Raw genomic sequence first — 23,703 nt, forward strand, 5'->3', positions numbered from 1 at the left:
TTACAGCACGTTTGGCTCGATCTCCAACTCCACCGCAAAACGCTGGGCGATATCCGCCTGGATACGCTGCGCCAGTGCCAACAACTGCGCCCCGGTGGCTGCACCGTAATTCACCAGCACCAGCGTCTGCAAACGATGCACACCTGCATCACCGTCACGAAAGCCCTTCCAGCCCGCCCGCTCGATCAACCAGCCGGCGGCCAGCTTGACCTGTCCGTCTGCCTGAGCATAAGCCACCAGATCGGCATGCTCAGCGCGCAAGCGTTGCGCCAGCTCACCCGATACCAGCGGGTTCTTGAAGAAGCTGCCAGCATTGCCTAGCTCAGCCGGGTCAGGCAGTTTTTCGCTGCGAATGACGCAGATGGCCTGACTGACATCCAGCGCCGTCGGGACACCAATGCCCTGCTCCGCCAGACGCTGACGAACCGGACCGTAATCCAGATGCAGCGCAGCCGCGCGGCTCAAGGCAAAGCGCACCCGCAGGATGACCCAGCGCCCGCTTTCGCGCTTGAACAAGCTATCGCGGTAGGCAAAGGCGCAGTCCTGCAAAGAAAACTCACGCAGCTCGCCACTGTGCCTATCCAAAGCAGTCAAACCGGCAAACAGATCCTTCAGTTCAACGCCGTACGCACCGATATTCTGTACCGGCGCCGCACCCACGGTGCCAGGAATCAGGCTGAGGTTTTCCAAACCGGCAAAACCTTGCGCCAGCGTCCACTGCACAAATGGATGCCAGGACTCCCCCGCTTCCGCCTCAATCAGCACACGCTCGCCGTCATCGCTGAGTACGCGAATACCGCGACTGGCCATGCGCAAAACCAGCGCCTCAACGTCAGCGGTGAGCAGCAGATTGCTGCCGCCACCGAGCAACAACAGCGGCAACTGCTGCGTTTGCGCATAGCTCAGCGCTTCGCGCACCTGCTGATCATTCTCAGCCTCGGCAAAATGGCTGGCCTGGGCCTGGACGGCAAAGCTGTTATAGGGCTTCAGCGATACCTGGGTGCGCACCTGCAAGCTCATAAGCGCCCCTTGAGTTCGATAACCAGGGCATCACAGGCCTGCTCGATCAAATCCAGCACCTGGGCAAAACCGGCTTCACCACCGTAATAGGGGTCCGGCACTTCATCCAGCTCCAACTGATAACGACGCAGAAATAGGTCCAACTCGGCCGCATCATTGCCCGCACGCAGCTGCTGCAGGTCGTGCAGGTTGCTGTTATCCATCGCCAGAATCAGGTCAAAGGCATGAAAATCCGCCGCTTTGACCTGCCGACCGCGCAGCGCAGACAGGTCATAGCCACGCTGCTGCGCAGCCTGACGCGTGCGCAGATCAGCAGCCTTGCCCACGTGCCAGTCACCAGTGCCGGCCGAATCTACTTCGACGCGCCCTTCCAGCCCGGCTTCACGCAGCTTGTGGCGCAACACGCCTTCGGCCGTGGGTGAGCGGCATATATTGCCCAGGCAGACAAACAGAACGCGCATCAGGCCCCCAGCAGGCGACGAACCCGCTCCAGGTCTTCCGGTGTGTCGACACCCGCAGGCGGCGCTTCAAGGGCATCGGCGACATGGATACGCACGCCATGCCAGAGCGCGCGCAGCTGCTCCAGGCACTCGGTGTCTTCCAGCCAGCACGGGCCCCAGGCGACGAAGTCATGCAGAAACTGCGCACGGTAGGCGTAGATGCCGATGTGGCGACGGTATGGCACGCCTGCTGGAAGCTCGTCACGGCTCTTGGCGAAGGCATCGCGCGCCCAGGCCAGTGGCGCACGGCTAAAGGTCAGGGCCAGGCCAGTCTTGTCGCTGACCACCTTGACCACATTGGGGTTGAACAGCGCCTGCACATCCTCAATCGGCTCGGCCAGGGTGGCGATGGCCGCCTGTGGATTGGCCGCCAGATTGGCCGCCACCTGATCGATGATTGATGGCGGAATCAGCGGCTCATCGCCCTGTACGTTGACCACGATGGCGTCAGCCGCTAGGCCCAAAGCCGTGGCCACTTCAGCCAGGCGGTCGGTGCCTGAATTGTGATCGACGCGGGTCAACACCACCTTCGCACCAAAGCCCTGACACGCCTCAACGATGCGCGCATCGTCAGTGGCAACCACCACCTGCTGCGCGCTGCTTTTGCACGCCTGTTCCCAGACATGCTGAATCATCGGTTTGCCGGCAATATCCTGCAGCGGCTTGCCCGGCAGGCGGCTGGAAGCGAAGCGCGCCGGAATCACAACGGTAAAGGCAGTACTCATTTACTTGTCCAGACGCTCGTCGACGTTGAGGGTGCGGGCTTCGGTTTCCAGCATCACCGGGATGCCATCGCGAACCGGGAAGGCCAATGCGTCGGCCTTGCAGATCAGCTCGCTCTTGTCAGCGGCGAGCTTCAGCGGGCCCTTGCACAGTGGGCAGGCGAGAATGTCGAGTAGTTTCGGGTCCATGGGAGATCCTTGATAGGAAGCAGCTGCTGGGGCGGTGGAGACCGCCGAATGATCAGAACAGTCAAGCGCGCGGCACAAGACGCTGCAATTGCTGATCAAACCAAGCGACAAACGCGGCCGAAGGCTCGGCATCCACCGCCAGGTACCACCAATCGTCAGCCGCAAAGGCACGGCACTTGACCGCATCCTTTTCCGTCATCAGCACCGGCAGCTCCGGGCTGAAATTCAGCAGCTCGGCGCTGTACGGCGCATGGTCGGCAAAGGCATGCGCGACAGGCCGCCAGTGTAGCCCTTCGAGGGTATTGAAGAAACGCTGCGGGTTGCCAATACCGGCGACCGCATGCAGGGCCTGACCGGCCGGGAAGTGACTGAGCGGATGCTGCTCGCCACTGCGCAGGTTGACCAAGGTGCGTGGCTGCAGGGTAAAACCGTAGCCATCCTGCGGATCGCTAGACGCGCCGTTATACAGCAGCGCATCCACACTCTGCAGGCGCTCAACCGGTTCCCGCAGCGGGCCGGCAGGCAGGCAAAGGCGATTGCCCAAGCCGCGCGCAGCATCGATCAGTACCAGCTCGAGATCGCGGGCCAGGCGGTAGTGCTGCAAGCCGTCATCACTGAGGATCAGGTCCAGCGGCTCGGCCGCCAGCAAGGCCGCTACCGCGCTACTGCGATCAGGATCAATCATCAGCGGCACGCCGCTACGCTGCACAATCAGCAGCGGCTCATCGCCGGCCACGCTGGCCGCCTGATCGGCCTGCACACGCCAGGGCAGCTGTGGCGGCTGCGCGCCATAGCCGCGACTGACCACACCGACGCGCAACCCTTGGCGGCGACAATGCTCGATCAGCCAGAGAATCATCGGGGTCTTGCCGGTGCCGCCGACGGTTATATTGCCGACCACCACTACCGGCACGGGAGCACGGTAGATTTCGCCCTCACCGGCCAGAAAACGCGCGCGCTTGCGCTGCACCACCGCGCGATACAGCCACTCCAGCGGCCGCAGCAAGCCCAGCGCCGGATGACCGGCGTACCAGGCAGCAGTGAGGCGTGCGGACAGGCTCATCAGTGGATAACTCTCAAGGCGCGGCTTGCGCCTCGATGGTGGTCATGCGCAGATGGGCAAAACCCAGCTTGCCGGCCGCATCCATAGCGGTAATCACCGCCTGATGCTGCGCCTTGGCATCGGCACTGATGATCAGCGGCAGGCTGTTATCACCTTCCGATTCCTTCTGCAGCGCTGCCATCAGGCTTTCCAGATCGCTTTTCAGCAACTGTTTGGCATTCAGCGAGTAGCTGCCATCGGCGGCAATCAGGATTTCCAGCTGCTTCAGTTCGGTCTGTTCCGGCGGCGTGCCGGTGGCGGCCTCCGGCAGATCGACCTTGAGCTGGGTCTCACGGGTAAAGGTGGTGGTGACCACGAAGAACAGCAGCAGGATAAACACCACGTCGATCAACGAGGCCAGGTTGATCTCTACGTTCTCCCGCGGTTTGCGCCGGAATTTCACGCCTTGTCCTCGCCCATGTCGACGTCACGGTCGCCCTGCACCACTTCCACCAGGCGAATAGCCTCCTGCTCCATGCCGACCACCAGCTCATCGACGCGGCGTTGCAGGTAACGATGGAAGAACAGTGCCGGAATGGCCACCATCAGACCCGCCGCCGTCGTGATCAGCGCCTTGGAAATACCGCCGGCGAGCAAGGACGCATTGGCCATGCCCGAGCCCATAAAGGAGCTGAAGATTTCGATCATGCCCAGCACCGTACCGAGCAAACCGAGCAGCGGCGCGATACCGGCAATAGTGCCGAGGGCATTCAGGTAGCGCTCCAGATCATGAATGACCCGCCCTGCAGCTTCTTGGATGCACTCTTTCATGATCTCGCGACCATGTTTGGAGTTGGCCAGCCCGGCGGCAAGAATCTGCCCCAACGGCGAGTTGGCGCGCAGCTCCTTGAGCTTCTGGTTATTGAGTTTCTTGTCCTTGATCCACTTCCACACCTGACCGAGCAGGTTGGGTGGGGTGATGCGGCTCGGCCGCAGCGTCCACAGGCGCTCGGCAATGATGCCGGCTGCAGCGATAGAACACAGAATGATCGGCAGCATCATCCAGCCGCCAGCTTTAACCAGTTCCCACACGGTGGCAGATCCCCTTCACAAAAGTGGCGCCACTCTAGCATAGGGTCGCGGCCTCGCCGACCGCCGCTGTTCTCATTTTTCCCGCCAAAAACGTGCTCGATAGCGCAAACCCTGCCCAGGCTCGAATGCGCCTAAACGAATCCTTACCGCGCCCTGCTCGACGGTGTCGTACAGCCGCGCCTCCAACATCCGGTAACGCTCAATAACTTCGGCATGCGGATGCCCAAAGGCATTGTGCGCACCACGGGAAACCAGCGCAGCTGTGGGTCTGACCTTTTCCAGAAAAGCCGCCGAAGATGAACTGCGACTGCCATGGTGCGGCGCCAGCAACCACTCTGCCGGCATGACCAGACCGCTGTTGAGCAATGCACGCTCGGCTTGACTATCGATGTCACCGGTCAGCCACAGGCGCTCGCCATTGGCCTCAATGCGCAGCACGCAGGACGCTTGATTGCCATCGCTCGCACCATCCCAGCGCCAGGTACTGAATTGCACGCCATCCCACTGCCAGTGCTGATCACTGGCGCAAGCTTGGGCCTGTAGTGAAGGCGCGAGCTTATCCGCTTCGCCACTGAGCACCTGCCTGACCGGCAGACCGCGCTGGATCGCTGCGGCGCCACCGGCATGATCGCTATCAGCATGGCTGATCAGCAGCAGAGCCAGGGCTCGGACATCCAGCGCCCGCAGAGAAGGCAGTACGACGCGCTCACCGGTATCGAACTCGCCAAAGCGCGGGCCGGCGTCATACAGCAGGTCATGCGACTGGGTGCGCACCAGCACCGCCAGACCCTGACCGACATCCAGCATCCACACCTCGGCTCGCCCGTATTCCGTGCGCTGCTGCGGGCTGAACAACAAGGGCAGCAGCAATAAGGCACCCAAGCTGCGCATTGGAAAAGCGGCTGGCAGCAGCAAAATCAAGGCGCCCAACGCCACCAGCAGCCAGGCCCAGAACGGCAAGGCGCTGGGCAACCAGGCCGGCAGCCACAGGGCCAATTGCGTCAATAACTCGAACAGCAGGTCCAGCACCCAACCGGCTACCCAGAGCAGCGCAGCCCCCACTCCAGGCACGGGCAGCAATAAGGTGCCGAGCAATGCCAGCGGCACCACCAGTAATCCCACCACGGGAACAGCCACCAGATTGGCCAAGGGGCCACTGGCACTCACCGGCAAACCGAGGGCAAGCAGCAGCGGCAACAAGCCGATGGTCATCGCCCATTGCGCGCGCAGGAGGGTGCTCCACCAAGGCCAGGCACCGAGCCGACCGCTGAAGATCAGGATCAGCAGCATGACTGCGCCAAAGGACAACCAGAACCCTGGTTGCATACTGGCCAACGGCTCACCCAGCAACACTGCAAGTAATGCCACCAACACGGGCAACCACACACCCAGATGGCGAAAGCGCCAGCGCCAGAGCAGCACCAGGCCGATCATCACGCAAGCGCGCTGTACTGGCACTTCAAACCCTGCCAATAGGCCGTACGCCAACGCACCAAAAAAAGCCAACAGACAAGCACTAGGCAGCCAGGGCCAACTGCGCGGCCAGAGCCCCAGACGCGCCAAGCTGGCAACCAGGCCATATAACAGCGCCGCCAACAAACCAATATGCTGACCGGAGATCACCATCAGGTGCACCGTGCCGGTGTTCTGCAGTACCTGCCAATCTGCAGTCGACAGCCCCGAGTCATCGCCTAACACCAGAGCCGCCAACGCGCCTTCGCGGCCATGTGCGGGTGTTGCCAAGAGCTGCTGACGCAAGCGGTCGCGCCAGGCCCCTGTTCCACTGGCAGGGGCAATCAGCTCACCACTTTTAACTGTACCGGTGGCGCCGATGCGTTGTGCCAGCAGCCAGGCTTCGTAATCGAATGCCTGAGGGTTGACCAGACCATGAGGGCGCTTGAGGCGTACGGCTAAACGCCAGGTTTCACCGGCGCGCACTGCCGGCCCGCCATACCAGGCCAGACGCAAACGTGCGGGCAATCTGTCACGTCGGGAAACTACCTGCTCCAGCTGGAAGCGCACCACGCCCTCGCCCACTTCGGGCAGACCGACCACCTGCCCTTGAAGCCACAAGGTACGCGAATCCAACTGCTGCGCCAGGCGATCATCCAACGCCCACTGCGCCGATACGCACGCCCAAGTGAAGCCAAATAGAAACAAGGCAATGGGATAGCTGCGAAATGGCAACAGCATCAAACCGGCGACCGGCAGAACAGCCAGCAGCCATAAGGGCGGCAAAGCCGGAAGGAAGCGCAGCACCAGCAGTCCGACCACCAGCGCGAAAATCCCTGTGCGCATAGACTCGCTCCGTGAGTCGAATACAGCATTTAACCTATCGATCAGCTTTTGCTTATTTGCTGTCACAAAGTGTGAAAACAGACTGCCATCAAAGAGTGCATAATGTCTGCGCTTTTACCCGCCAGAGAGCCTTCATGCCGCGTCGTTTATTCAAGCGCTACATGCCCCACCCAGACCGTATCAAGGGCAATAAATCCCTGCGCTTTCTGGGCAGCCTGATCCACGATCCCAACCTCTGGCACCTCAATCGCCATTCTGTTTCACGCGCCATGGCCATCGGTCTATTCTGGGCAATGATCCCCATGCCCATGCAAATGGCCGCCGCCGCCGCCGTGGCGATTCCAGCCCGGGGTAACCTGCCGATTTCGATTGGCCTGGTCTGGCTGACCAACCCGATCACCATGCCGCCGGTTTTCTACTGCAGCTACAAGTTCGGCGCATGGCTGATGAACACGCCTACCCTGCAAATGCCTGATCACATCACCCTCAGCTGGGTCGGTCATGTTCTGCAAACCCACTGGCAGCCGCTCTATCTGGGCTCGTTAGTACTCGGCCTGCTGTTCGCCCTGATCGGCTACTTCGCCACCAACGCTTACTGGCGCTGGTGGGTGCGGCACAACTGGCGCAAACGCCAGGAAAAACGTCGGCAGCAAGACGTACAGCACTGATGCAAAAAAGCCGTTACTGAGTAACGGCTTTTTTGTTTCTGCCAGCGTAGCTTATTCGTAACGCAACGCCTCAGCAGGTTGAATGCGCGATGCTCGCCAAGATGGGTAAACGGTAGCCAGAAAGCTCAGGCTGAACGCTGCACCGCAGATCAACAGCACATCAGACAGCAGCAGCTCCGACGGCAGGTTACTGATGAAATACACATCCGAACTCATCACCTGCTGACCGCTCAAGCGCTCGATCCAGCCCACCAGTTGGCTGACATTCAGCGTCGCGAGAATCCCCAGCACCGCGCCAATCACCGTACCGATCACGCCGATCACCGTACCTTGCACCATAAAGATGCCCATGATCTGAGCCGGTGTCGCGCCCAAGGTGCGCAGAATGGCGATATCCGCGCCCTTGTCCGCCACCACCATGATCAGCGTGGCAATGATATTGAAGGCCGCCACTGCAACGATCAGCAGCAGCAACAGGCCGATCATGGTCTTTTCCATTTTCATCGCACTGAACAGGCTGCCCTGGGTCAGGGTCCAGTCTGCGGAGCTGTAACCCGCGCCCAACTCACCGACAATCTGCGCGGCGACTTGTGGCGCCTGGTACAGGTCTTTCAGCTTCAGGCGCACGCTCTGCACCTGACCCGGCTGCATGCGCTGGATATGCGCTGCATCGGCAACGTGAATCAGCGCCAGCGAGCTGTCCAGCTCAGCACCCACTTTAAAGATGCCGACCACGTTAAGGCGCTGCATACGCGGGCTGATACCGCCCGGCACAGTGCTTAGCTCCGGCACGATCAGCGCCAGCTTGTCGCCCACCCGCAGCTGAAAGCGCCGAGCGGTGATCTCGCCGAGCACCACGCCAAACTCACCCTCACGCAGGTCGCTCAGGCGGCCTTGCTGCATATGCTTGTCGATGATCGACACTTGCGGTTCCAGCGCCGGATCAATGCCATGTAACTGCACCGGCTGCATCGCTCCGCGTACCGAAAGCATGCCTTCGAGCTCGGCAAACGGCACTGCCGCGACTACTTGCGGATTGTTCTTCGCGGCTGCAGCGACCTGCTGCCAGTTATCCAGCGGCTGCGTCCCGGCGATGCTGGCGTGCGGCACCATACCGAGGATGCGTGTGCTCATTTCCTTCTGGAAACCGTTCATCACCGACAGCACCACGATCATGGCCAACACACCCAAGGCCAGGCCAATCATCGAAGTCATCGAGATAAAGGAAATAAAGTGATTGCGCCGCTTGGCCCCGGTATAGCGGATACCGATAAAGATACTCAGCGGACGAAACATCAGGCGGCCACCAGCTTGCCGTCTTCCAGGCGCAGTATGCGGTCCATCTGCTGAGCCAGCGCCATGTCGTGGGTCACCACCAGAAAGGCGGTCTGCGACGAGCTGCTCAGCTCCTTCATCAGGTCCTGAATGCCTTGTGCAGTGTGATGATCGAGGTTGCCGGTGGGCTCATCGAGCAGCACCAGGCCAGGCTGATTGACCAGGGCGCGAGCGATGGCCACACGCTGACGCTCACCGCCGGACAGTTCAGACGGTTTGTGCGCCAGGCGATGGCCGAGGCCAACCCGCTCCAACAGCGCCGTGGCGCGCTGACGCGCTTCACTGATCGGCGTGCGGCCAATCAGCAGCGGCATGCAGACGTTCTCCAGCGCGGTGAATTCCGGCAGCAGGTGGTGAAACTGGTAAACGAAACCCAGGGCACGGTTACGCAGCAGACCGCGCTGTTTTTCATTCAGCGCCGACAATTCCTCGCCCGCCAGCCAGACGCTGCCGGTGCTCGGCGTATCCAGGCCGCCGAGCATATTCAGCAAGGTGCTCTTGCCCGAGCCGGAGCTGCCAACAATCGCCACGCGCTCGCCGGGATGCAATTCCAGCTGCAGGTCCTGCAGCACCACCACCGATTGCGGGCCTTCGTCGTAGCTTTTACCGAGGTTGCGACAACTCAACACTGCACGATCTTGCATAACCGAATCACTCATAACCTGATCATTCATAACGCAGAGCCTCCGCAGGCTGGGTGCGCGCTGCGCGCCAGGCCGGATACAGGGTGGCGAAGAAACTTAGAATCAACGCCGCGCCACAGACCAGCAGCACATCCGCCAGCATCAGCTGCGAGGGCAGGTAGTCGATGAAATACACATCGGCATTGAGGAATTTGATCCCCAACAGCCCTTCCAGCGCGGCAATCGCACTGCTGATATTCAAAGCCGCTAGGCAGCCCAGCACCGCGCCAATCGCCGTGCCGAATACGCCGATCACCGTGCCCTGAACCATAAAGATCGCCATGATCTGCCGTGGCGTCGCGCCCAGGGTACGCAGAATGGCGATATCACCCTTCTTGTCGGTGACCACCATGACCAAGGTGGAAATGATGTTGAACGCGGCGACCGCAACGATCAGCAGTAAAAGCAGGCCAATCATCGCCTTCTCCATGCGGATCGCCTGGTACAGGTTACCGTGGGTACGGGTCCAGTCGCGGGCGTAGTAGTCGCCCTCACCCAAGGTTTGCGCCAATGCCCAAGCGGTGCGGGGCGCTTCAAACAGATCAGCGAACTTCAGACGAATACCCTGCACTTGATCGGCCTGCCAGCGCTGCAAGCGCGCCAGATCCTGCACATGGGTCAGGGCCAGGTGACCGTCGATCTCGCCGGCGCCGACATGGAAAATACCGACCACGGTAAACCGCTTAAGCCGTGGAAACATACCGGCTGGGGTAACGGTCACTTCAGGCGCAACAAAGGTAACCTTGTCGCCCAGACCAACACCGAGCTTGGCCGCGGCCTTGTCGCCCAGCACCATGCCGAATTCACCGGGCTGCAACGCCTCCAGTCGACCCTGCTGAAAGAAGTTGCCGATGATCGAGACCTTGGCCTCTTCCTGCGGATCGACCGCATTGATCAGCACTTTCTGCACCTTGCCGTCGTTGGTCAGCAGGCCCTGCATCTGGCTAAAAGGCGCAACCGCCAGCACTTGCGGGTTGCGCTGCGCCTGATCGGCCAGGCTGCGCCAGTCCTTGATAGGTGTGGCACTCTCGACCGTGGCGTGCGGCACCATGCCCAGCACGCGGGTGCGCATTTCATGGTCGAAGCCGTTCATCACCGACAGCACCAGAATCATCACCAGCACACCAAGTGCCAGCCCGATCATCGAGGTCAGGGAAATAAAGGATACGAAGTGGTTGCGACGCTTGGCCCGCGTGTAGCGCGTGCCGATAAATACGAACAGAGGTCTGAACATGTCGGGGCTGATTCGAGGGAAAAAGAAACGTCCTTGTGGCGGGGCTTGGCGAGCAGCCTTACACTCTGACCACTACTGCTGCCATGGGTTCGCCATGCCGACTCAAGATGAAGATGATCGCCGCGAATACTATCGTATCGACGATACGATCGCACTGGAATTCACCCTGCTCTCGGGCGCCGAAGCCCTGGCCAGTGACGAGCTTCACGACAACTCGCCATTGTTCAACCTGCTCAGCGACCTGCACCTGATGGACTTCGAGTCGCAACACCTGCTGCGGCACATCACCGAGCGCGATCGCACCCTGGCCAACTACCTCAAGGTGATGAACAAGCGCATCGACTTGCTCGGTCAGGCCGTGGCGCAGAGCCTGCTGCGCGACATTGGTTCGCCGCGCAGGGTCAGTCTGTCCGAGGGCGGGGTCAGCTTCAATAATCCTCAACCGGTGGCTGCCGGCGCGCACCTGGCGCTGAAAATGGTGCTGATGCCGCAAGCCTTAGGGCTGCTGTTGCGGGCCAAGGTGGTGCATTGCCAAGCATTGCCCTCACAGCAATTTGAGATCGGTGCAGAATTCGAGGCATTGACCGATGCCCAGCGCCAGCTGCTGGCCCGGCATATTCTGCAGCGCCAGGCCCTGGAGCGTCGCCAGGCCCGCGAGCAACCTTTGCAACCCTGATAGCGAGCCACCATGCACCGTCTGTTTCTGCTTCTCGCCCTGCTCCTGCCTCTCGGCGCTTACGCCGATACCCTGCAAATTCCTATCGGCCTGCAAGGTGGCGGCACACTACAGCTGCCGCAGTTCGGCGAATCACAACGCGCGGTGCTCGAGCGTTTCGGTCTGGCCGATGAAGAGCATCCTAGCGTTGGTAACCCACCGATCACCCGCTGGGATTACCGCGAATTCAGCGTCTACTTCGAGCACAAACACGTGATCAACAGCGTGCGTCATCATCAGCCCGGCGCAACCCTGCCCGACAAGGAGCAACAGTGACAGTCATCTATGGACATCGCGGCGCCAAAGGCGAGGTGCCGGAAAATACCCTGGCCAGCTTCCAGCAATGCCTCAAACACGGCGTGCGCCGCTGCGAGCTGGACCTGCACCTGTCGCGCGATGGCGAGCTGATGGTGATTCACGACCCAACCCTCAAACGCACCACCGGCCACCGCGGCAAGGTCGTTGAGCATGACGTGGCCGAGCTGGTGACTTACGACGCACGCAGAGGCGGCCCTGGCGCCGTTACGCCCTGCCCGATCCCGCGACTGGAAGAGCTGTTCCAGCACTGTGATTTCGAGCACTGGCAACTGGAAGTTAAAAGCGCCTCGAAGGTTCGCTCCGCGCGTATGGTCAAGGCGATTGCCGAATTGGCCGAGCGCTACCAGCTGACGGACAAAGTCACCGTAACCTCCAGCTCCCGCGAAGTGCTCGGCGCCCTGCAACGCCTGACGCCGCACCTGCAACGCGGGCTAGTTGCCGAATACGCCTGGCTCGACCCATTGAAAGTGGCCAAGCACTACGGCTGTCACCTGCTCGCGCTGAACTGGACGCTGTGCACCCCGGAACGCCTGCTCAAAGCGCAGAAAGCCGGCTTGCATGTCTCGGTGTGGACGGTCAACGAACCGGCCCTGATGCGCCGCCTGGCAGACTTCGGCGTGGACAGCATCATCACCGACTTTCCCGGCCTGGCCGTGGCAACCCTGGAATAACCTCCCGGATAGCCCCTGCTACAGAAACGAAAAACCGGCCGCAAGGGCCGGTTTTTCGTTAAGCCTGATCAGAAACTTTCGCGATTAGGCCAACGCCAGTCGCTGGAGTCGCTGAACGGGTTCTCCCCGGCCGGCTCAGGCCACCGGCCGGAGCCGCTCAAAAAAGCCGGTTGAGGCCGTCGAACGCCGCCACCCGGTAGGCTTCCGCCATGGTCGGGTAGTTGAAGGTGGTGTTGACGAAATACTTGATGGTATTGGCCTCACCCTTCTGGTTCATGATCGCCTGGCCGATATGCACGATCTCCGAGGCTTGGTAACCGAAGCAGTGCACACCGAGCACCTCCAGGGTTTCACGGTGGAACAGCAGCTTGAGCATGCCCACCGGCTCATGGGAAATCTGCGCACGGGCCATACCTTTGAAGAACGCCTTACCGACCTCATAAGGGATCTTGGCCTGAGTCAGCTCGCGCTCGTTCTTACCAATCGAACTGATTTCCGGAATGGTGTAGATGCCGGTTGGCACGTCATCAACGAAGCGCCAGCTGCCATTGTCGACGATGCTGCCCGCAGCCGAACGGCCCTGGTCGGCGGCCGCACTGGCCAAACTCGGCCAGCCAATCACGTCGCCCGCCGCGTAGACGTTCGACACCTGAGTGCGGTAATTCTGATCAACCTCGATCTGGCCACGGCTATTGACCTTGATGCCAATATTTTCCAGACCTAGTTGATCGGTGTTGCCGGTACGGCCGTTGCACCAGAGGAAGGCGTCGGCTTTGATCTTCTTACCGGACTTGAGGTGCAGGATGACTCCGTTATCCAGCCCTTCAACACTTTCGTACTCTTCGTTGTGGCGAATCAGCACATTGTTAGTACGTAGGTGATAACTCAGCGCATCGGAGATTTCCGCGTCAAGGAAACTCAGCAGTTGATCGCGGTTGTCGATCAAGTCGACCAACACGCCCAAGCCACTGAAAATCGAGGCGTACTCAGAGCCGATTACACCCGCCCCGTAAATGATGATGCGCCGCGGGGTATGACCCAGGCTGAGAATGGTGTCGCTGTCGTAGATGCGCGAATGATTAAAGTCCACGTCCAGTGGGCGGTATGGACGAGAGCCGGTGGCAATGACGATCTGCTTGGCCACCAGTTTTTCCACCACGCCATTGGCGCACACCACTTCAATGGTGTGCTCATCCGCAAAGCTGCCGGTACCGAAGAACACATCAATACGGTTACGGGCATAGTAACCTGTGCGCGAACTGACCTGTTTGGCGATAACCCGCTCGGCACTTTTCAGCACATCCGGAAAGGAGAACCAGCGCGGTTCACCGATCTGACGGAACATCGGGTTGGTGTTGAACTGCATGATCTGCCGCACCGAATGACGCAGTGCCTTGGACGGGATAGTGCCCAAGTGGGTGCAGTTACCGCCAACTTCGCGACGGCTGTCGACCACGGCGACCTTACGTCCAGCCTTGGCTGCGTTCATTGCCGCGCCTTCACCCGCAGGGCCGGAACCCAGCACCACTACGTCGTAGTTGTAGACCGCCATGTTTACTCCTTCAGATCACACCGGAGCACTTATACCGTGCTCTCGGCAGGGCCAGCACTGCACGCGCAGCCTGACAATCAATACGTTCACTGCAGCCTAGCTTGTTCGCGGGGCACAGGACGTTTAGCGTTTGGTCGCGTCGTAAGCCAGGGCTTCGGTTTTGCCTTGTGGCTCGCTGTTGACCTCTTCGCACTTCTCACGGCTGCCACCACAGATTGAGCACTCTTTCTCAATACCCAAGTTGGCAATACCGCCGCATGAGCCGGCGATGGGCTTACGCCCCATGATCACACCCACTGCCATCATGCCCACTACCAGCACCATGACCAGAAACACCACTAAAAACGTCATTGCTCGTCTCCTGCAGCGAATAGCTGCTCGAAAGCCTGAGTTGTCTGTGTGACGAAAGCGTCACCATCACGGGTCACGAAAAACGCTGCTATCCCCATACGCTCAGCAAATGCCAGGCCACGCTCAGTGCCCATCACCATTAGCACTGTAGACAAGCCATCGGCGCGCAAGGTCGATTTGTCCACCACGGTTACCGCTGCCAGCTTGTGGGTGATCGGCGCACCGGTCAACGGATCGAGTGTGTGCGAGTAGCGCTGCCCCTCTTCCTCGAAGTAATTGCGGTAATCACCTGAGGTGGAAATGCCGTAGCCATCCACCGCTAGCACCCGCTGTGCGACACGCTGGCCGTCCTGCGGGGCCTCCAGGCCAATGCGCCAAGGCTGACCGTCGGGCTTTTTACCCGCGGCCTTAAGCTCACCGGTTACCTCAACCATATAACTGGTCACGCCCAGTTCAGTGAAGCGCTGCACAAGCTTGTCCACCGCATAACCGGCAGCAATGCTGTTGAAGTCGACCTGGACATCAACCTCTTTGCACAGCTGCTGCCCGTCACGACGCAGATGCTGCATGCCCACCCGCGCACGCGCGGCGACCAATTGCTCAGCGGTCGGCACCTTTTCGGCGCGCGCCTTGGGACCGAAACCCCACAGATTGAGCAGCGGCTCCAGGGTCAGGTCGAGTGCACCCTGACTTTGCTCATGCAGCAGGCGCCCAGCGTCGACCAGCTCCAGCACCCCGTCCGGCATGGACTGACAGGTACCCGCTGGGGCCTGGTTGAATTGCTCGATTGCGGAATCATCGCGATAGGTCGACATCTGCACGTCAACCTCAGCCAGGATGGCATCGGTCTCGCGCTTGAGTGACTCAACGCTCGGGGAATCCTTGCTGCGCACGTATTTGACCGTGTAGGTGCTGCCCATGGTCGGGCCGCCAAACTCTTCTACACGCTCTGAAAACCAACAGCCCGTTAGGGCTGTCAGCAAGCTGACAGCGATAACGGGCCGCAGTAGCACATGGCTCATCATTAACCGCCGAAGTCGTCGAGCAGGATGTTCTCCTCCTCCACACCCAGATCGATCAGCATTTTGATCACGGCGGCGTTCATCATGGGCGGGCCGCACATGTAGAACTCGCACTCTTCCGGAGCCGGGTGGTCCTTGAGGTAGTTCTCGTACAGCACGTTGTGGATAAAGCCCTTGAGCCCCGTCCAGTTGTCTTCCGGCAGCGGATCAGACAGCGCCAGATGCCACTTGAAGTTGGGGTTCTCGGCCTGCAGTTGATCGTATTCTTCAACGTAGAAGGCTTCACGCATGGAGCGCGCGCCGTACCAAAAGCTGATCTTGCGGGTCGATTTCAAGCGCTTGAGCTGATCGAAGATGTGCGAACGCATCGGTGCCATACCGGCACCACCACCGATGAAGACCATCTCGGCGTCGGTGTCTTTGGCGAAGAACTCACCAAACGGGCCGTACACATCAATCTTGTCGCCCGGCTTGAGGCTGAATACGTAGGAACTCATCTTGCCCGGTGGCAGATCGTCTTTACCCGGTGGCGGCGACGCAATACGGATATTGAACTTCACCAGACCCACTTCTTCCGGGTAGTTGGCCATGGAGTAGGCACGGATCACGGTCTCTTCGACCTTGGACACATACTTCCACTGGTTAAACTTGTCCCAGTCGCCGCGGTACTCTTCCTGAATATCGAAGTCCTTGTAATGCACTTCGTGCGGCGGACATTCCAGCTGCACATAGCCACCGGCGCGGAAATCGACGCTTTCACCTTCCGGCAATTTCAGCGTCAGCTCCTTGATGAAGGTGGCCACGTTGGGGTTGGACTCAACGGTGCACTCCCACTTCTTCACGCCAAACACTTCTTCCGGCACTTCGATTTTCATGTCCTGCTTGACCGGAGTCTGGCAGGACAAACGCCAGCCAGCCTTGGCTTCGCGACGAGTGAAAGCGGCCTCTTCGGTTGGCAACATTTCACCGCCGCCGTGCTCGACCACACACTTGCACTGGGCGCAGGTACCGCCGCCGCCGCATGCCGAAGACAGGAAAATATTGTTGGCCGCCAGGGTCTGCAGCAACTTGCCACCCGCAGGAACCACAATGGTTTTTTCGCCGTTGATCTCGATGCTCACGTCACCGCTGGAAACCAGCTTGGCGCGCGCCGCGAGAATAACCAGCACCAGCGCCAGCACGATGCCGGTGAACATGCCGATGGCGATAAGGATCTCTAAATTGATCATCTATGCATCCCTTCCTTACAACTGCACGCCGGAGAAGGACATAAAGCCCAGAGACATCAGACCGATGGTAATAAAGGTGATACCCAGGCCCTGCAGGCCGTCTGGCACATCGCTGTATTTGAGCTTTTCGCGAATACCTGCCAGCGCAGCAATCGCCAGCGCCCACGACAGGCCGGAACCAAAGCCATACACGGTACTTTCAGCCAGGTTGTAGTCACGTTCAACCATGAACAGGGTGCCGCCCATGATGGCGCAGTTCACCGTGATCAGCGGCAGGAAAACCCCCAGGGCGTTGTAGAGGCTGGGTACATACTTATCCAGCAACATCTCGAGGATCTGCACGATGGCCGCGATCACCCCGATATAGCTGAGCAGCCCGAGGAAGCTCAGGTCCACTTCTGGCAAACCGGCCCAGGCCAGGGCGCCATCTTTCAGCAGGTAGGTGTAGATCAGGTTGTTCGCTGGCACGGTGATGACCTGCACCACGATGACCGCGATGCCCAGGCCAATCGCGGTCTCGACTTTCTTCGAGATCGCAATAAAGGTGCACATGCCGAGGAAGAAGGCCAATGCCATGTTCTCAACGAACACCGCCTTGGCCAGCAAGCTGAGGTAATGCTCCATTAGTAAGCCTCCTTATTCGAGACCTGCGGAGCCATCTTGAAGCTTGGCTTCTCCAGCTGATCTTTTTTCCAGCTACGCAGCGCCCAGATGAACAAGCCGATCAGGAAGAACGCCGAAGGCGGCAGCAGCAGCATACCGTTAGGCTGGTACCAGCCACCGTCGTTGATCACCGGAATGATCTCGTAGCCCATCAGTTTGCCCGCGCCGAACAGCTCACGAACAATGCCCAGCACGATCAGCATGGCGCTGTAGCCGAGGCCGTTACCGATGCCGTCGAAGAACGACAACACCGGCGGGTTCTGCATGGCAAAGGCTTCAGCACGGCCCATCACGATGCAGTTGGTGATGATCAGACCGACGAATACCGACAGCTGTTTGGAGAGGCTGAAGGCAAAGGCCTTGAGCACCTGATCGACCACGATCACCAGGGAAGCAATGATCACCATCTGCACGATCATACGGATGGAACTGGGAATCTGGCTGCGAATCATCGAGATAAACAGGTTGGAGAACCCAGTTACCAGGGTCAGAGCAATCGACATTACCAGTGCGGTTTTCAGGTTCGAGGTCACCGCCAGAGCGGAACAAATACCCAGAATCTGCAAACCAATCGGGTTGTTGTTGAAAATCGGGTTTAGCAGAACTTCTTTAATAGTCGGCTGCGACATGATCAAGCCTCCCCTTTTTGCAGATTGGCGAGGAACTGGGCGAAGCCGTTCTCTCCCAGCCAGAAGTGCAGCAAGTTATTCACACCATTGCTGGTCAGGGTTGCACCCGCCAGGCCATCAACCTGGTGAGTCGCCTGCGCGCTCTGCGCATCGACGTTACCCTTGATGATCTGAATGGCCAGCTCGCCCTTGTCATCAAACAAGGTTTTGCCCAGCCACAGGCTTTTCCACTTCGGGTTATCCACTTCGCCGCCCAGACCAGGGGTCTCAGCATGCTGGTAGAAACCGAAGCCAGCCACCGTATTCAGATCGCCCTGCAGTGCCATAAAACCGTGAAGCGTTGACCACAGGCCATAGCCGCGCACAGGCAGAATGACCGTTTCCAGCTTGCCATCCTGCTCCACCAGGTAAACCGTGGTGAAACGCTCACGGCGTTTGATCGAAGCGATATCGTCCGAGCCAGACAGCGCGGCTGACAGCTTAGGATCTTTGGACGCTTTCAGAGGGTCGAACGTAGCCGGGTTCTGCGCATCGCTAAAGGTGCCAGTGTCAAGATCGACAATGCGCGCACTGATGCGTTCGGCGAACAACGCCTTGACCTGCGCACTGCTCATGCTGGCATCGCCTAGACCAGCAATCGCCAGAATGCTGCGCTGCTTGTCCAGCTGACGGTTTTCCACTTGCGTCGGTTTCAGCGCAATGGCGGCACCGGCAACAAACACCGAACACACCAGGCAGACCAACAGGGCCACCACCAACGTGCGGACGGTGGATTCTTTTTGACTAGACATTGCGTGCCAGCCTCCGCTTGATATTGGCTTGAACGACAAAGTGGTCGATCAGCGGTGCAAACAGGTTGGCGAACAGGATCGCCAGCATCATGCCTTCCGGGAACGCTGGGTTGACCACACGGATCATCACCACCATCACCCCGATCAGGGCACCGAAGATCCACTTACCGGTATTGGTCATGGAAGCCGACACCGGATCGGTGGCCATAAAGAACATACCGAAAGCAAAACCACCGACTACCAGGTGCCAGTACCACGGCATGGCAAACATCGGGTTGGTGTTCGAACCGAGCACATTGAGCAGCAGGCTGAAGCCGATCATGCCCAGCATTACGCCGGTCACAATGCGCCAGGAGGCAATCTTGGTAATCAGCAGAATGCCGCCACCAATCAGAATCGCCAGGGTGCTGGTCTCACCCATGGAACCGTGAATGGTCCCTAAGAACGCATCCATCCAGGAGATGCCGTTGCTCACCACATTCTCAATGCCGCCAGCAGCCGCAAGGCTCAGCGAGGTTGCGCCAGCGAAACCGTCAACCGCGGTCCAGACTGCATCACCGGACATCTGCGCCGGGTAGGCGAAGAACAGGAAGGCACGGCCAGTCAGCGCCGGGTTCAGGAAGTTCTTGCCGGTACCGCCAAACACTTCCTTGCCGATCACCACACCGAAGCTGATACCCAGAGCGACCTGCCACAGCGGAATGCTCGGCGGCAGAATCAGGGCGAATAGCACGGAGGTGACGAAGAAACCTTCGTTGACTTCATGCTTGCGGATCGACGCGAATAGCACTTCCCAGAAGCCGCCGACGATAAACGCCGTGGCATACACAGGCAGGAAATACGCTGCGCCCTGGATAAAGTTATCCCATAGGCTGTTGGGATCAAACCCAGCCAGTGAACCGATCAGCGCAAAGCGCCAACCTTCCTGGGCTGCCAGCAGTTCAGGGCTGTTCGCGAAAATCAGGTTGGCTTGATAACCGGTGTTCCACATCCCGAAAAACATCATCGGGAAGGTACACAACCACACAGTGATCATCATGCGTTTGAGGTCAATACCGTCACGCACATGGGCAGTGGTTTTTGTCACGCTACCGGGGCGATAAAAGAACGTGTCGATGGCCTCGTAAAGGGCATACCAGTTCTCGTACTTGCCGCCTTTTTCGAAGTTGTGCTCGATTTTATCGAGGAATGCACGGATACCCATGACTTAACCCTCCTTCTCAATACGGGCGAGGTTATCGCGCAGGATCGGGCCGTACTCGTACTTGCCGGCACACACGTAGGTGCACAGCGCCAAGTCTTCTTCGTCGAGTTCCAAGCAACCCAGTTTCTGGGCCATCTCGGTGTCACCGACAATCAGGTAGCGCAGCAGTTGAGTTGGCAGGATATCCAGCGGCATTACGGCTTCGTAATTGCCCACCGGCACCATGGCGCGTGGGCTGCCATTGGTGGTGGTGGAGAACGCGAACTTCTTCGCAGCACTCAGCTTGGAGACAAAGATGTTCAACACCGAATGCTTGTTCACCCCGGCACGCAGGTAATGCATCAGCTCACGCTCATGCCCTTCGGCCAGGCAGGACACTTGCAGGTGATAACGACCAAGGAAGGCAAAAGCACCCTGCGCAGTACGGCCACCCAGCACTGAGCCGGAAATAACCCGGTTGAACCCAGGCTGCAGCTGACCGGCAGTCAGCTCGCTGAGGCTCGCGCCCAGACGGGTACGCAGCAGGCGTGGCTGCTCGACCACGGGACCGGCCAGCGCAACAACGCGCTCGGTCCACAGCTGTCCTGTGGTGAACAGTTTGCCGATGGCAATCACGTCCTGGTAATTGATCGACCAGACACTCTTGGTGGCGTTGACCGGATCGAGGAAGTGAATGTGCGTACCCGGCAAGCCTGCAGGGTGTGGGCCGGCAAAGGCTTCAGTGTGCACATTGCCCAACTGCTCGCCAGGCAGGCTCGCACCCTCGGCCTTGCACAGAAACACCTTGGCCAGGTTACTCAGCACCTGCAAACCATGGGTAAAGTCGGCGGCGTACTCGGCAATCACTACAGCCGGGTCAGCGGCCAGCGGATGAGTATCAATGGCCGTGACGAAAATCGAACTGGGTTTCGCATCAGCAGCCGGCACCTTGCTGAAGGGACGTGCACGCAGCGCAGTCCACAAACCCGATTGCAGCAGCACTTCGCGCACTTTGGCATCGCCAACAGTCGCCAGCTGATCCACTGCTACCTGATCAAAGGTGATGTGCTCATCGCCCTCGACATCAATCACCACGGACTGCAGCACCCGCTTCTCACCGCGATGAATGGCGCTGATCACGCCTGCAGCTGGAGCGGTGTATTGCACGCCTGGCGACTTTTTGTCCGAGAACAGCACCTGGCCAAGCTTGACCCGATCACCGACCTGAACCTCCATCGAAGGCTTCATACCGTGATAATCGAAGCCTATGACGGCGACGCTGCGCACCGGCCTTGCAGCCTCAATGCGCTGCGCCGGCACGCCTGTTATGGGCAAATCAAGCCCATGTTTTATTTTGATCATAGGTTTGCCTAACCACTGATTTATAAGCTTTTTTAGAATACGGACGACACCAACGCAGAAAAATGCGGCGCAACGCCAAATAACGCATTAGGCGCTGGACAGGATGTCGGTCGCGGGAAAAAATCTGGCCGATTATAAGTCGCACCTTCGGCCACTGGCCACCCAAGCGCTTGCTTTTATCCGGTTTAACGTAACAGAAGGCAACAGATGGCAACTTGACGGCCAAGCCGCAGCGCGCGACATAAGACTAATAGACCAACCCGGAGCCTTACCATGCGCCTGCTAATTGCGCTTACCACCCTACTGCTGCTCAGCGGCGATGTATTCGCCAACAACCGCGAACGCCTGCAAGAAGCCAACTTCGCCACCACTCACGAACTCGCGCAAAATTATCTGGAACGCAAAAACCAAAGCGTACTGACCTACCTGTGGGCGGATGTCTACGCTGCAGCCTTCTACGCCCCGACCGAAGCCAGCGCCCGCCAGGCGGTCAGCACGCCGCTCACGCAACGTCTTGAGCTCTATTACTTCCGCAACATCGACAGCCCAGACGTGGTCAAAGCGGCGTGGGTCACCCTTGAGCGCCAACATGACGCCGCCACCTTGCAACGCCTGCGCCCCGAACTGGATGCCTTGCACGCTACATTCAAGGATATTCAGCCCGGTGATCGCTATGCCCTGAACTTCACTGCTGGCAGCGGCCTCACCTTGGAAATTAATGGCAAAGTCGCCTACACCAGCCCAAACCCGGCCCTGGCAAGAGCCTATCTGGGCATATGGCTCTCGCCCGACGGTCTGTCGGATGAGTTGCGCACCAGCTTGCTGGCTGATTAAAGCGCCACACGGCGCGCAATAAAAAACGGGAGCCGAAGCTCCCGTTTTTTTATTCACCCTGCACTTAGCGCGGGAAGGCTGGCGGGTTAACCCCGGCCATATCTTCCATCACGCGGACCACCTGGCAGCTGTAACCGAACTCGTTGTCGTACCACACGTACAACACAACGCGATTGTCATTGCAGATGGTTGCTTCAGCATCGACTACACCAGCGTGGCGCGAGCCAACGAAGTCAGTGGAGACCACTTCCTGCGACTGGACGAAGTCGATCTGCTTTTGCAGGTCGGAGTGCATGGCCATCTGGCGCAGGTACTCATTGACTTCTTCACGGGTGGTGGCCTTCTCAAGGTTGAGATTGAGAATGGCCATCGACACGTTCGGCGTAGGAACGCGAATGGCGTTGCCGGTCAGCTTGCCTTTCAGCACGGGCAGTGCCTTGGCAGCAGCAGTGGCAGCACCGGTTTCGGTGATTACCATGTTCAGCGGTGCGCTGCGGCCACGGCGATCGCCCTTGTGGAAGTTATCGATCAGGTTCTGGTCGTTGGTGTACGAGTGAACGGTTTCGACGTGGCCATTAACGATGCCGTACTGGTCATTGATCGCTTTGAGCACCGGCACGATGGCGTTGGTGGTACAGGAAGCGGCTGAGATGATCTTATCTTCAGGGGTGATTTCACCGTGGTTGATGCCGTGCACGATGTTCTTCAGCGCGCCTTTGCCAGGCGCGGTCAGAACAACGCGATCAACACCCGGGCAGGCCAGGTGCTGACCCAGGCCATCGGCGTCACGCCATACACCAGTGTTGTCCACCAGCAGCGCGTTCTTGATGCCGTATTGGGTGTAATCCACCTCGGCTGGCGATTTGGCGTAGATCACCTGAATCAGGTTGCCGTTGGCCGTGAGGGTGTTGTTCTCTTCGTCGATGGTGATGGTGCCATCGAACTTGCCGTGTACCGAGTCGCGGCGGAGCAGACTGGCGCGCTTGACCAGGTCATTGGTCGCGCCTTTACGCACAACAATGGCGCGCAGACGCAGGCCGTCGCCGCCACCGGTTTTCTCGATCAGGATGCGCGCCAGGAGACGGCCGATACGACCGAAGCCATACAGCACCACGTCAGTGCCTTCACGGGCTTCGCTATTCTGCTTGCCGGCTACTTCCACCAGTTCATCTTTGGCGAACTGCTCGATGCTACGGCCTTGGCCTTCAACCTTGAACTTGCTGACCATCTTGCCCAGGTCAACAGAGGCAGCACCCAGCTTGAGCTCGCTCATGGCCTTGAGCACCTGGAAGGTGTCGTGCACCGACAGCTCACTGTCACCGGTCAGGCGGTGACGGGCGAAGCGATGGGCCTTGAGAATGTCGATCACCGAACGGTTGATCAGACCACGGCCGTAGATCGAGGTGACCACGTTGTTGTTACGGTAGAGTTGGCCAATCATCGGAATCATCGCTTCCGCAAGGGCTTCTCGATCGATCCACTCACCGAGACACTGGTCGGGCTTCTGAGTCACGGGCAGTACCTTCCACATGTAGGGGCTGAAAAAAGGGGCTACATTATGACGGCGCACGCGTGCTTGAGCAATGCACGGCTGTCGTAA

26 protein-coding genes are annotated in these 23,703 nt (G+C 59.3%); 5 read left to right on the forward strand and 21 right to left on the reverse strand.

Annotated features, from left to right (window positions below):
• From murB to HBN63_RS07870, 8 genes are all read right to left on the reverse strand, one after another.
• Entirely contained in the window at positions 1-1,020 is a 1,020-nt protein-coding gene (gene murB / locus HBN63_RS07835) for a UDP-N-acetylmuramate dehydrogenase (protein WP_170049022.1), read from the reverse strand.
• Positions 1,017-1,481, reverse strand: a complete 465-nt coding sequence (locus HBN63_RS07840) for a low molecular weight protein-tyrosine-phosphatase (RefSeq protein WP_160084914.1) — start codon at positions 1,479-1,481, stop codon at positions 1,017-1,019. Before HBN63_RS07840 ends, murB begins: the two co-directional genes overlap by 4 nt.
• Positions 1,481-2,245, reverse strand: coding sequence for a 3-deoxy-manno-octulosonate cytidylyltransferase (kdsB, locus tag HBN63_RS07845; RefSeq protein WP_170049023.1), 765 nt, complete (start codon positions 2,243-2,245; stop codon positions 1,481-1,483). The genes HBN63_RS07840 and kdsB overlap by 1 nt, the downstream gene beginning before the upstream one ends.
• The gene (locus HBN63_RS07850; protein WP_090387286.1) at positions 2,246-2,431 is read right to left on the reverse strand and encodes a Trm112 family protein; all 186 of its coding nucleotides are present in this window, start codon (positions 2,429-2,431) and stop codon (positions 2,246-2,248) included.
• Positions 2,432-2,492: 61 nt separating this feature from the next.
• A complete protein-coding gene (gene lpxK / locus HBN63_RS07855) occupies positions 2,493-3,494 on the reverse strand; it encodes a tetraacyldisaccharide 4'-kinase (protein ID WP_170049024.1) in 1,002 nt (333 codons plus the stop codon).
• A 13-nt stretch (positions 3,495-3,507) separates the two neighbouring features.
• On the reverse strand, positions 3,508-3,936 hold the full coding sequence (locus HBN63_RS07860) for a biopolymer transporter ExbD (protein WP_090248015.1): 429 nt from the start codon (positions 3,934-3,936) through the stop codon (positions 3,508-3,510).
• Positions 3,933-4,565 (reverse strand): MotA/TolQ/ExbB proton channel family protein, encoded by a 633-nt coding sequence (locus HBN63_RS07865; protein ID WP_090248017.1) that lies wholly within the window; start codon positions 4,563-4,565, stop codon positions 3,933-3,935. Before HBN63_RS07865 ends, HBN63_RS07860 begins: the two co-directional genes overlap by 4 nt.
• 72 nt (positions 4,566-4,637) lie before the next feature.
• A complete protein-coding gene (locus HBN63_RS07870; RefSeq protein WP_170049025.1) occupies positions 4,638-6,863 on the reverse strand; it encodes a DNA internalization-related competence protein ComEC/Rec2 in 2,226 nt (741 codons plus the stop codon).
• A gap of 134 nt (positions 6,864-6,997) precedes the next feature.
• Between HBN63_RS07870 and HBN63_RS07875 the strand changes: the two genes are divergently transcribed.
• The gene (locus HBN63_RS07875) at positions 6,998-7,531 is read left to right on the forward strand and encodes a DUF2062 domain-containing protein (RefSeq protein WP_090248020.1); all 534 of its coding nucleotides are present in this window, start codon (positions 6,998-7,000) and stop codon (positions 7,529-7,531) included.
• Positions 7,532-7,582: 51 nt separating this feature from the next.
• Here HBN63_RS07875 and HBN63_RS07880 read toward each other — a convergent pair whose 3' ends face one another.
• From HBN63_RS07880 to HBN63_RS07890, 3 genes are read right to left on the reverse strand one after another with little or no spacing between them, the layout of a single operon-like run.
• Positions 7,583-8,827: a lipoprotein-releasing ABC transporter permease subunit gene (locus HBN63_RS07880; RefSeq protein ID WP_170049026.1), complete on the reverse strand. Its 1,245-nt coding sequence runs from the start codon at positions 8,825-8,827 to the stop codon at positions 7,583-7,585.
• Positions 8,827-9,510, reverse strand: coding sequence for a lipoprotein-releasing ABC transporter ATP-binding protein LolD (gene lolD, locus HBN63_RS07885; protein ID WP_170049072.1), 684 nt, complete (start codon positions 9,508-9,510; stop codon positions 8,827-8,829). The genes HBN63_RS07880 and lolD overlap by 1 nt, the downstream gene beginning before the upstream one ends.
• 22 nt (positions 9,511-9,532) lie before the next feature.
• Complete coding sequence (locus HBN63_RS07890) at positions 9,533-10,783, reverse strand: lipoprotein-releasing ABC transporter permease subunit (RefSeq protein WP_090248023.1); 1,251 nt, start codon at positions 10,781-10,783, stop codon at positions 9,533-9,535.
• Positions 10,784-10,877: 94 nt separating this feature from the next.
• Here HBN63_RS07890 and HBN63_RS07895 point away from each other — a divergent pair, with 94 nt between their 5' ends.
• The 3 genes from HBN63_RS07895 to HBN63_RS07905 are packed head-to-tail and all read left to right on the forward strand — an operon-like array spanning position 10,878 to position 12,487.
• Positions 10,878-11,459 carry a PilZ domain-containing protein gene (locus HBN63_RS07895; RefSeq protein ID WP_170049027.1) on the forward strand — a complete coding sequence of 194 codons (582 nt, stop codon included), beginning with the start codon at positions 10,878-10,880 and terminating at the stop codon, positions 11,457-11,459.
• A 12-nt stretch (positions 11,460-11,471) separates the two neighbouring features.
• Positions 11,472-11,774 (forward strand): phosphodiesterase, encoded by a 303-nt coding sequence (locus HBN63_RS07900; RefSeq protein WP_170049028.1) that lies wholly within the window; start codon positions 11,472-11,474, stop codon positions 11,772-11,774.
• Positions 11,771-12,487, forward strand: a complete 717-nt coding sequence (locus HBN63_RS07905) for a glycerophosphodiester phosphodiesterase family protein (RefSeq protein WP_170049029.1) — start codon at positions 11,771-11,773, stop codon at positions 12,485-12,487. Before HBN63_RS07900 ends, HBN63_RS07905 begins: the two co-directional genes overlap by 4 nt.
• Positions 12,488-12,644: 157 nt before the next feature.
• Here the strand turns inward: HBN63_RS07905 and sthA are convergent, their stop codons facing one another.
• From sthA to HBN63_RS07950, 9 genes are all read right to left on the reverse strand, one after another.
• Complete coding sequence (sthA, locus tag HBN63_RS07910) at positions 12,645-14,039, reverse strand: Si-specific NAD(P)(+) transhydrogenase (RefSeq protein ID WP_090248029.1); 1,395 nt, start codon at positions 14,037-14,039, stop codon at positions 12,645-12,647.
• Between the two features lie 123 nt (positions 14,040-14,162).
• Positions 14,163-14,390, reverse strand: coding sequence for a (Na+)-NQR maturation NqrM (gene nqrM, locus HBN63_RS07915; protein WP_090248031.1), 228 nt, complete (start codon positions 14,388-14,390; stop codon positions 14,163-14,165).
• The gene (locus HBN63_RS07920; RefSeq protein WP_262498913.1) at positions 14,387-15,310 is read right to left on the reverse strand and encodes an FAD:protein FMN transferase; all 924 of its coding nucleotides are present in this window, start codon (positions 15,308-15,310) and stop codon (positions 14,387-14,389) included. The genes nqrM and HBN63_RS07920 overlap by 4 nt, the downstream gene beginning before the upstream one ends.
• A 104-nt stretch (positions 15,311-15,414) precedes the next feature.
• Positions 15,415-16,641, reverse strand: coding sequence for an NADH:ubiquinone reductase (Na(+)-transporting) subunit F (gene nqrF / locus HBN63_RS07925; protein ID WP_160084924.1), 1,227 nt, complete (start codon positions 16,639-16,641; stop codon positions 15,415-15,417).
• Positions 16,642-16,656: 15 nt separating this feature from the next.
• Positions 16,657-17,265, reverse strand: a complete 609-nt coding sequence (gene nqrE, locus HBN63_RS07930; protein ID WP_090248035.1) for an NADH:ubiquinone reductase (Na(+)-transporting) subunit E — start codon at positions 17,263-17,265, stop codon at positions 16,657-16,659.
• The gene (locus HBN63_RS07935; protein ID WP_170049031.1) at positions 17,265-17,939 is read right to left on the reverse strand and encodes an NADH:ubiquinone reductase (Na(+)-transporting) subunit D; all 675 of its coding nucleotides are present in this window, start codon (positions 17,937-17,939) and stop codon (positions 17,265-17,267) included. The genes nqrE and HBN63_RS07935 overlap by 1 nt, the downstream gene beginning before the upstream one ends.
• Positions 17,936-18,724, reverse strand: coding sequence for a Na(+)-translocating NADH-quinone reductase subunit C (locus HBN63_RS07940; protein WP_160084926.1), 789 nt, complete (start codon positions 18,722-18,724; stop codon positions 17,936-17,938). The genes HBN63_RS07935 and HBN63_RS07940 overlap by 4 nt, the downstream gene beginning before the upstream one ends.
• Complete coding sequence (locus tag HBN63_RS07945; RefSeq protein ID WP_170049032.1) at positions 18,717-19,928, reverse strand: NADH:ubiquinone reductase (Na(+)-transporting) subunit B; 1,212 nt, start codon at positions 19,926-19,928, stop codon at positions 18,717-18,719. Before HBN63_RS07945 ends, HBN63_RS07940 begins: the two co-directional genes overlap by 8 nt.
• Positions 19,929-19,931: 3 nt before the next feature.
• Positions 19,932-21,269 carry a Na(+)-translocating NADH-quinone reductase subunit A gene (locus HBN63_RS07950; RefSeq protein WP_160084928.1) on the reverse strand — a complete coding sequence of 446 codons (1,338 nt, stop codon included), beginning with the start codon at positions 21,267-21,269 and terminating at the stop codon, positions 19,932-19,934.
• Between the two features lie 273 nt (positions 21,270-21,542).
• Between HBN63_RS07950 and HBN63_RS07955 the strand changes: the two genes are divergently transcribed.
• A complete protein-coding gene (locus tag HBN63_RS07955; protein ID WP_170049033.1) occupies positions 21,543-22,103 on the forward strand; it encodes a chalcone isomerase family protein in 561 nt (186 codons plus the stop codon).
• Between the two features lie 64 nt (positions 22,104-22,167).
• Here HBN63_RS07955 and HBN63_RS07960 read toward each other — a convergent pair whose 3' ends face one another.
• Positions 22,168-23,634: a glyceraldehyde-3-phosphate dehydrogenase gene (locus tag HBN63_RS07960; protein WP_170049034.1), complete on the reverse strand. Its 1,467-nt coding sequence runs from the start codon at positions 23,632-23,634 to the stop codon at positions 22,168-22,170.
• Positions 23,635-23,703: the final 69 nt, after the last annotated feature.

The organism is Pseudomonas sp. WS 5011, from assembly GCF_012985775.1.
GTDB lineage: Bacteria > Pseudomonadota > Gammaproteobacteria > Pseudomonadales > Pseudomonadaceae > Aquipseudomonas > Aquipseudomonas peli.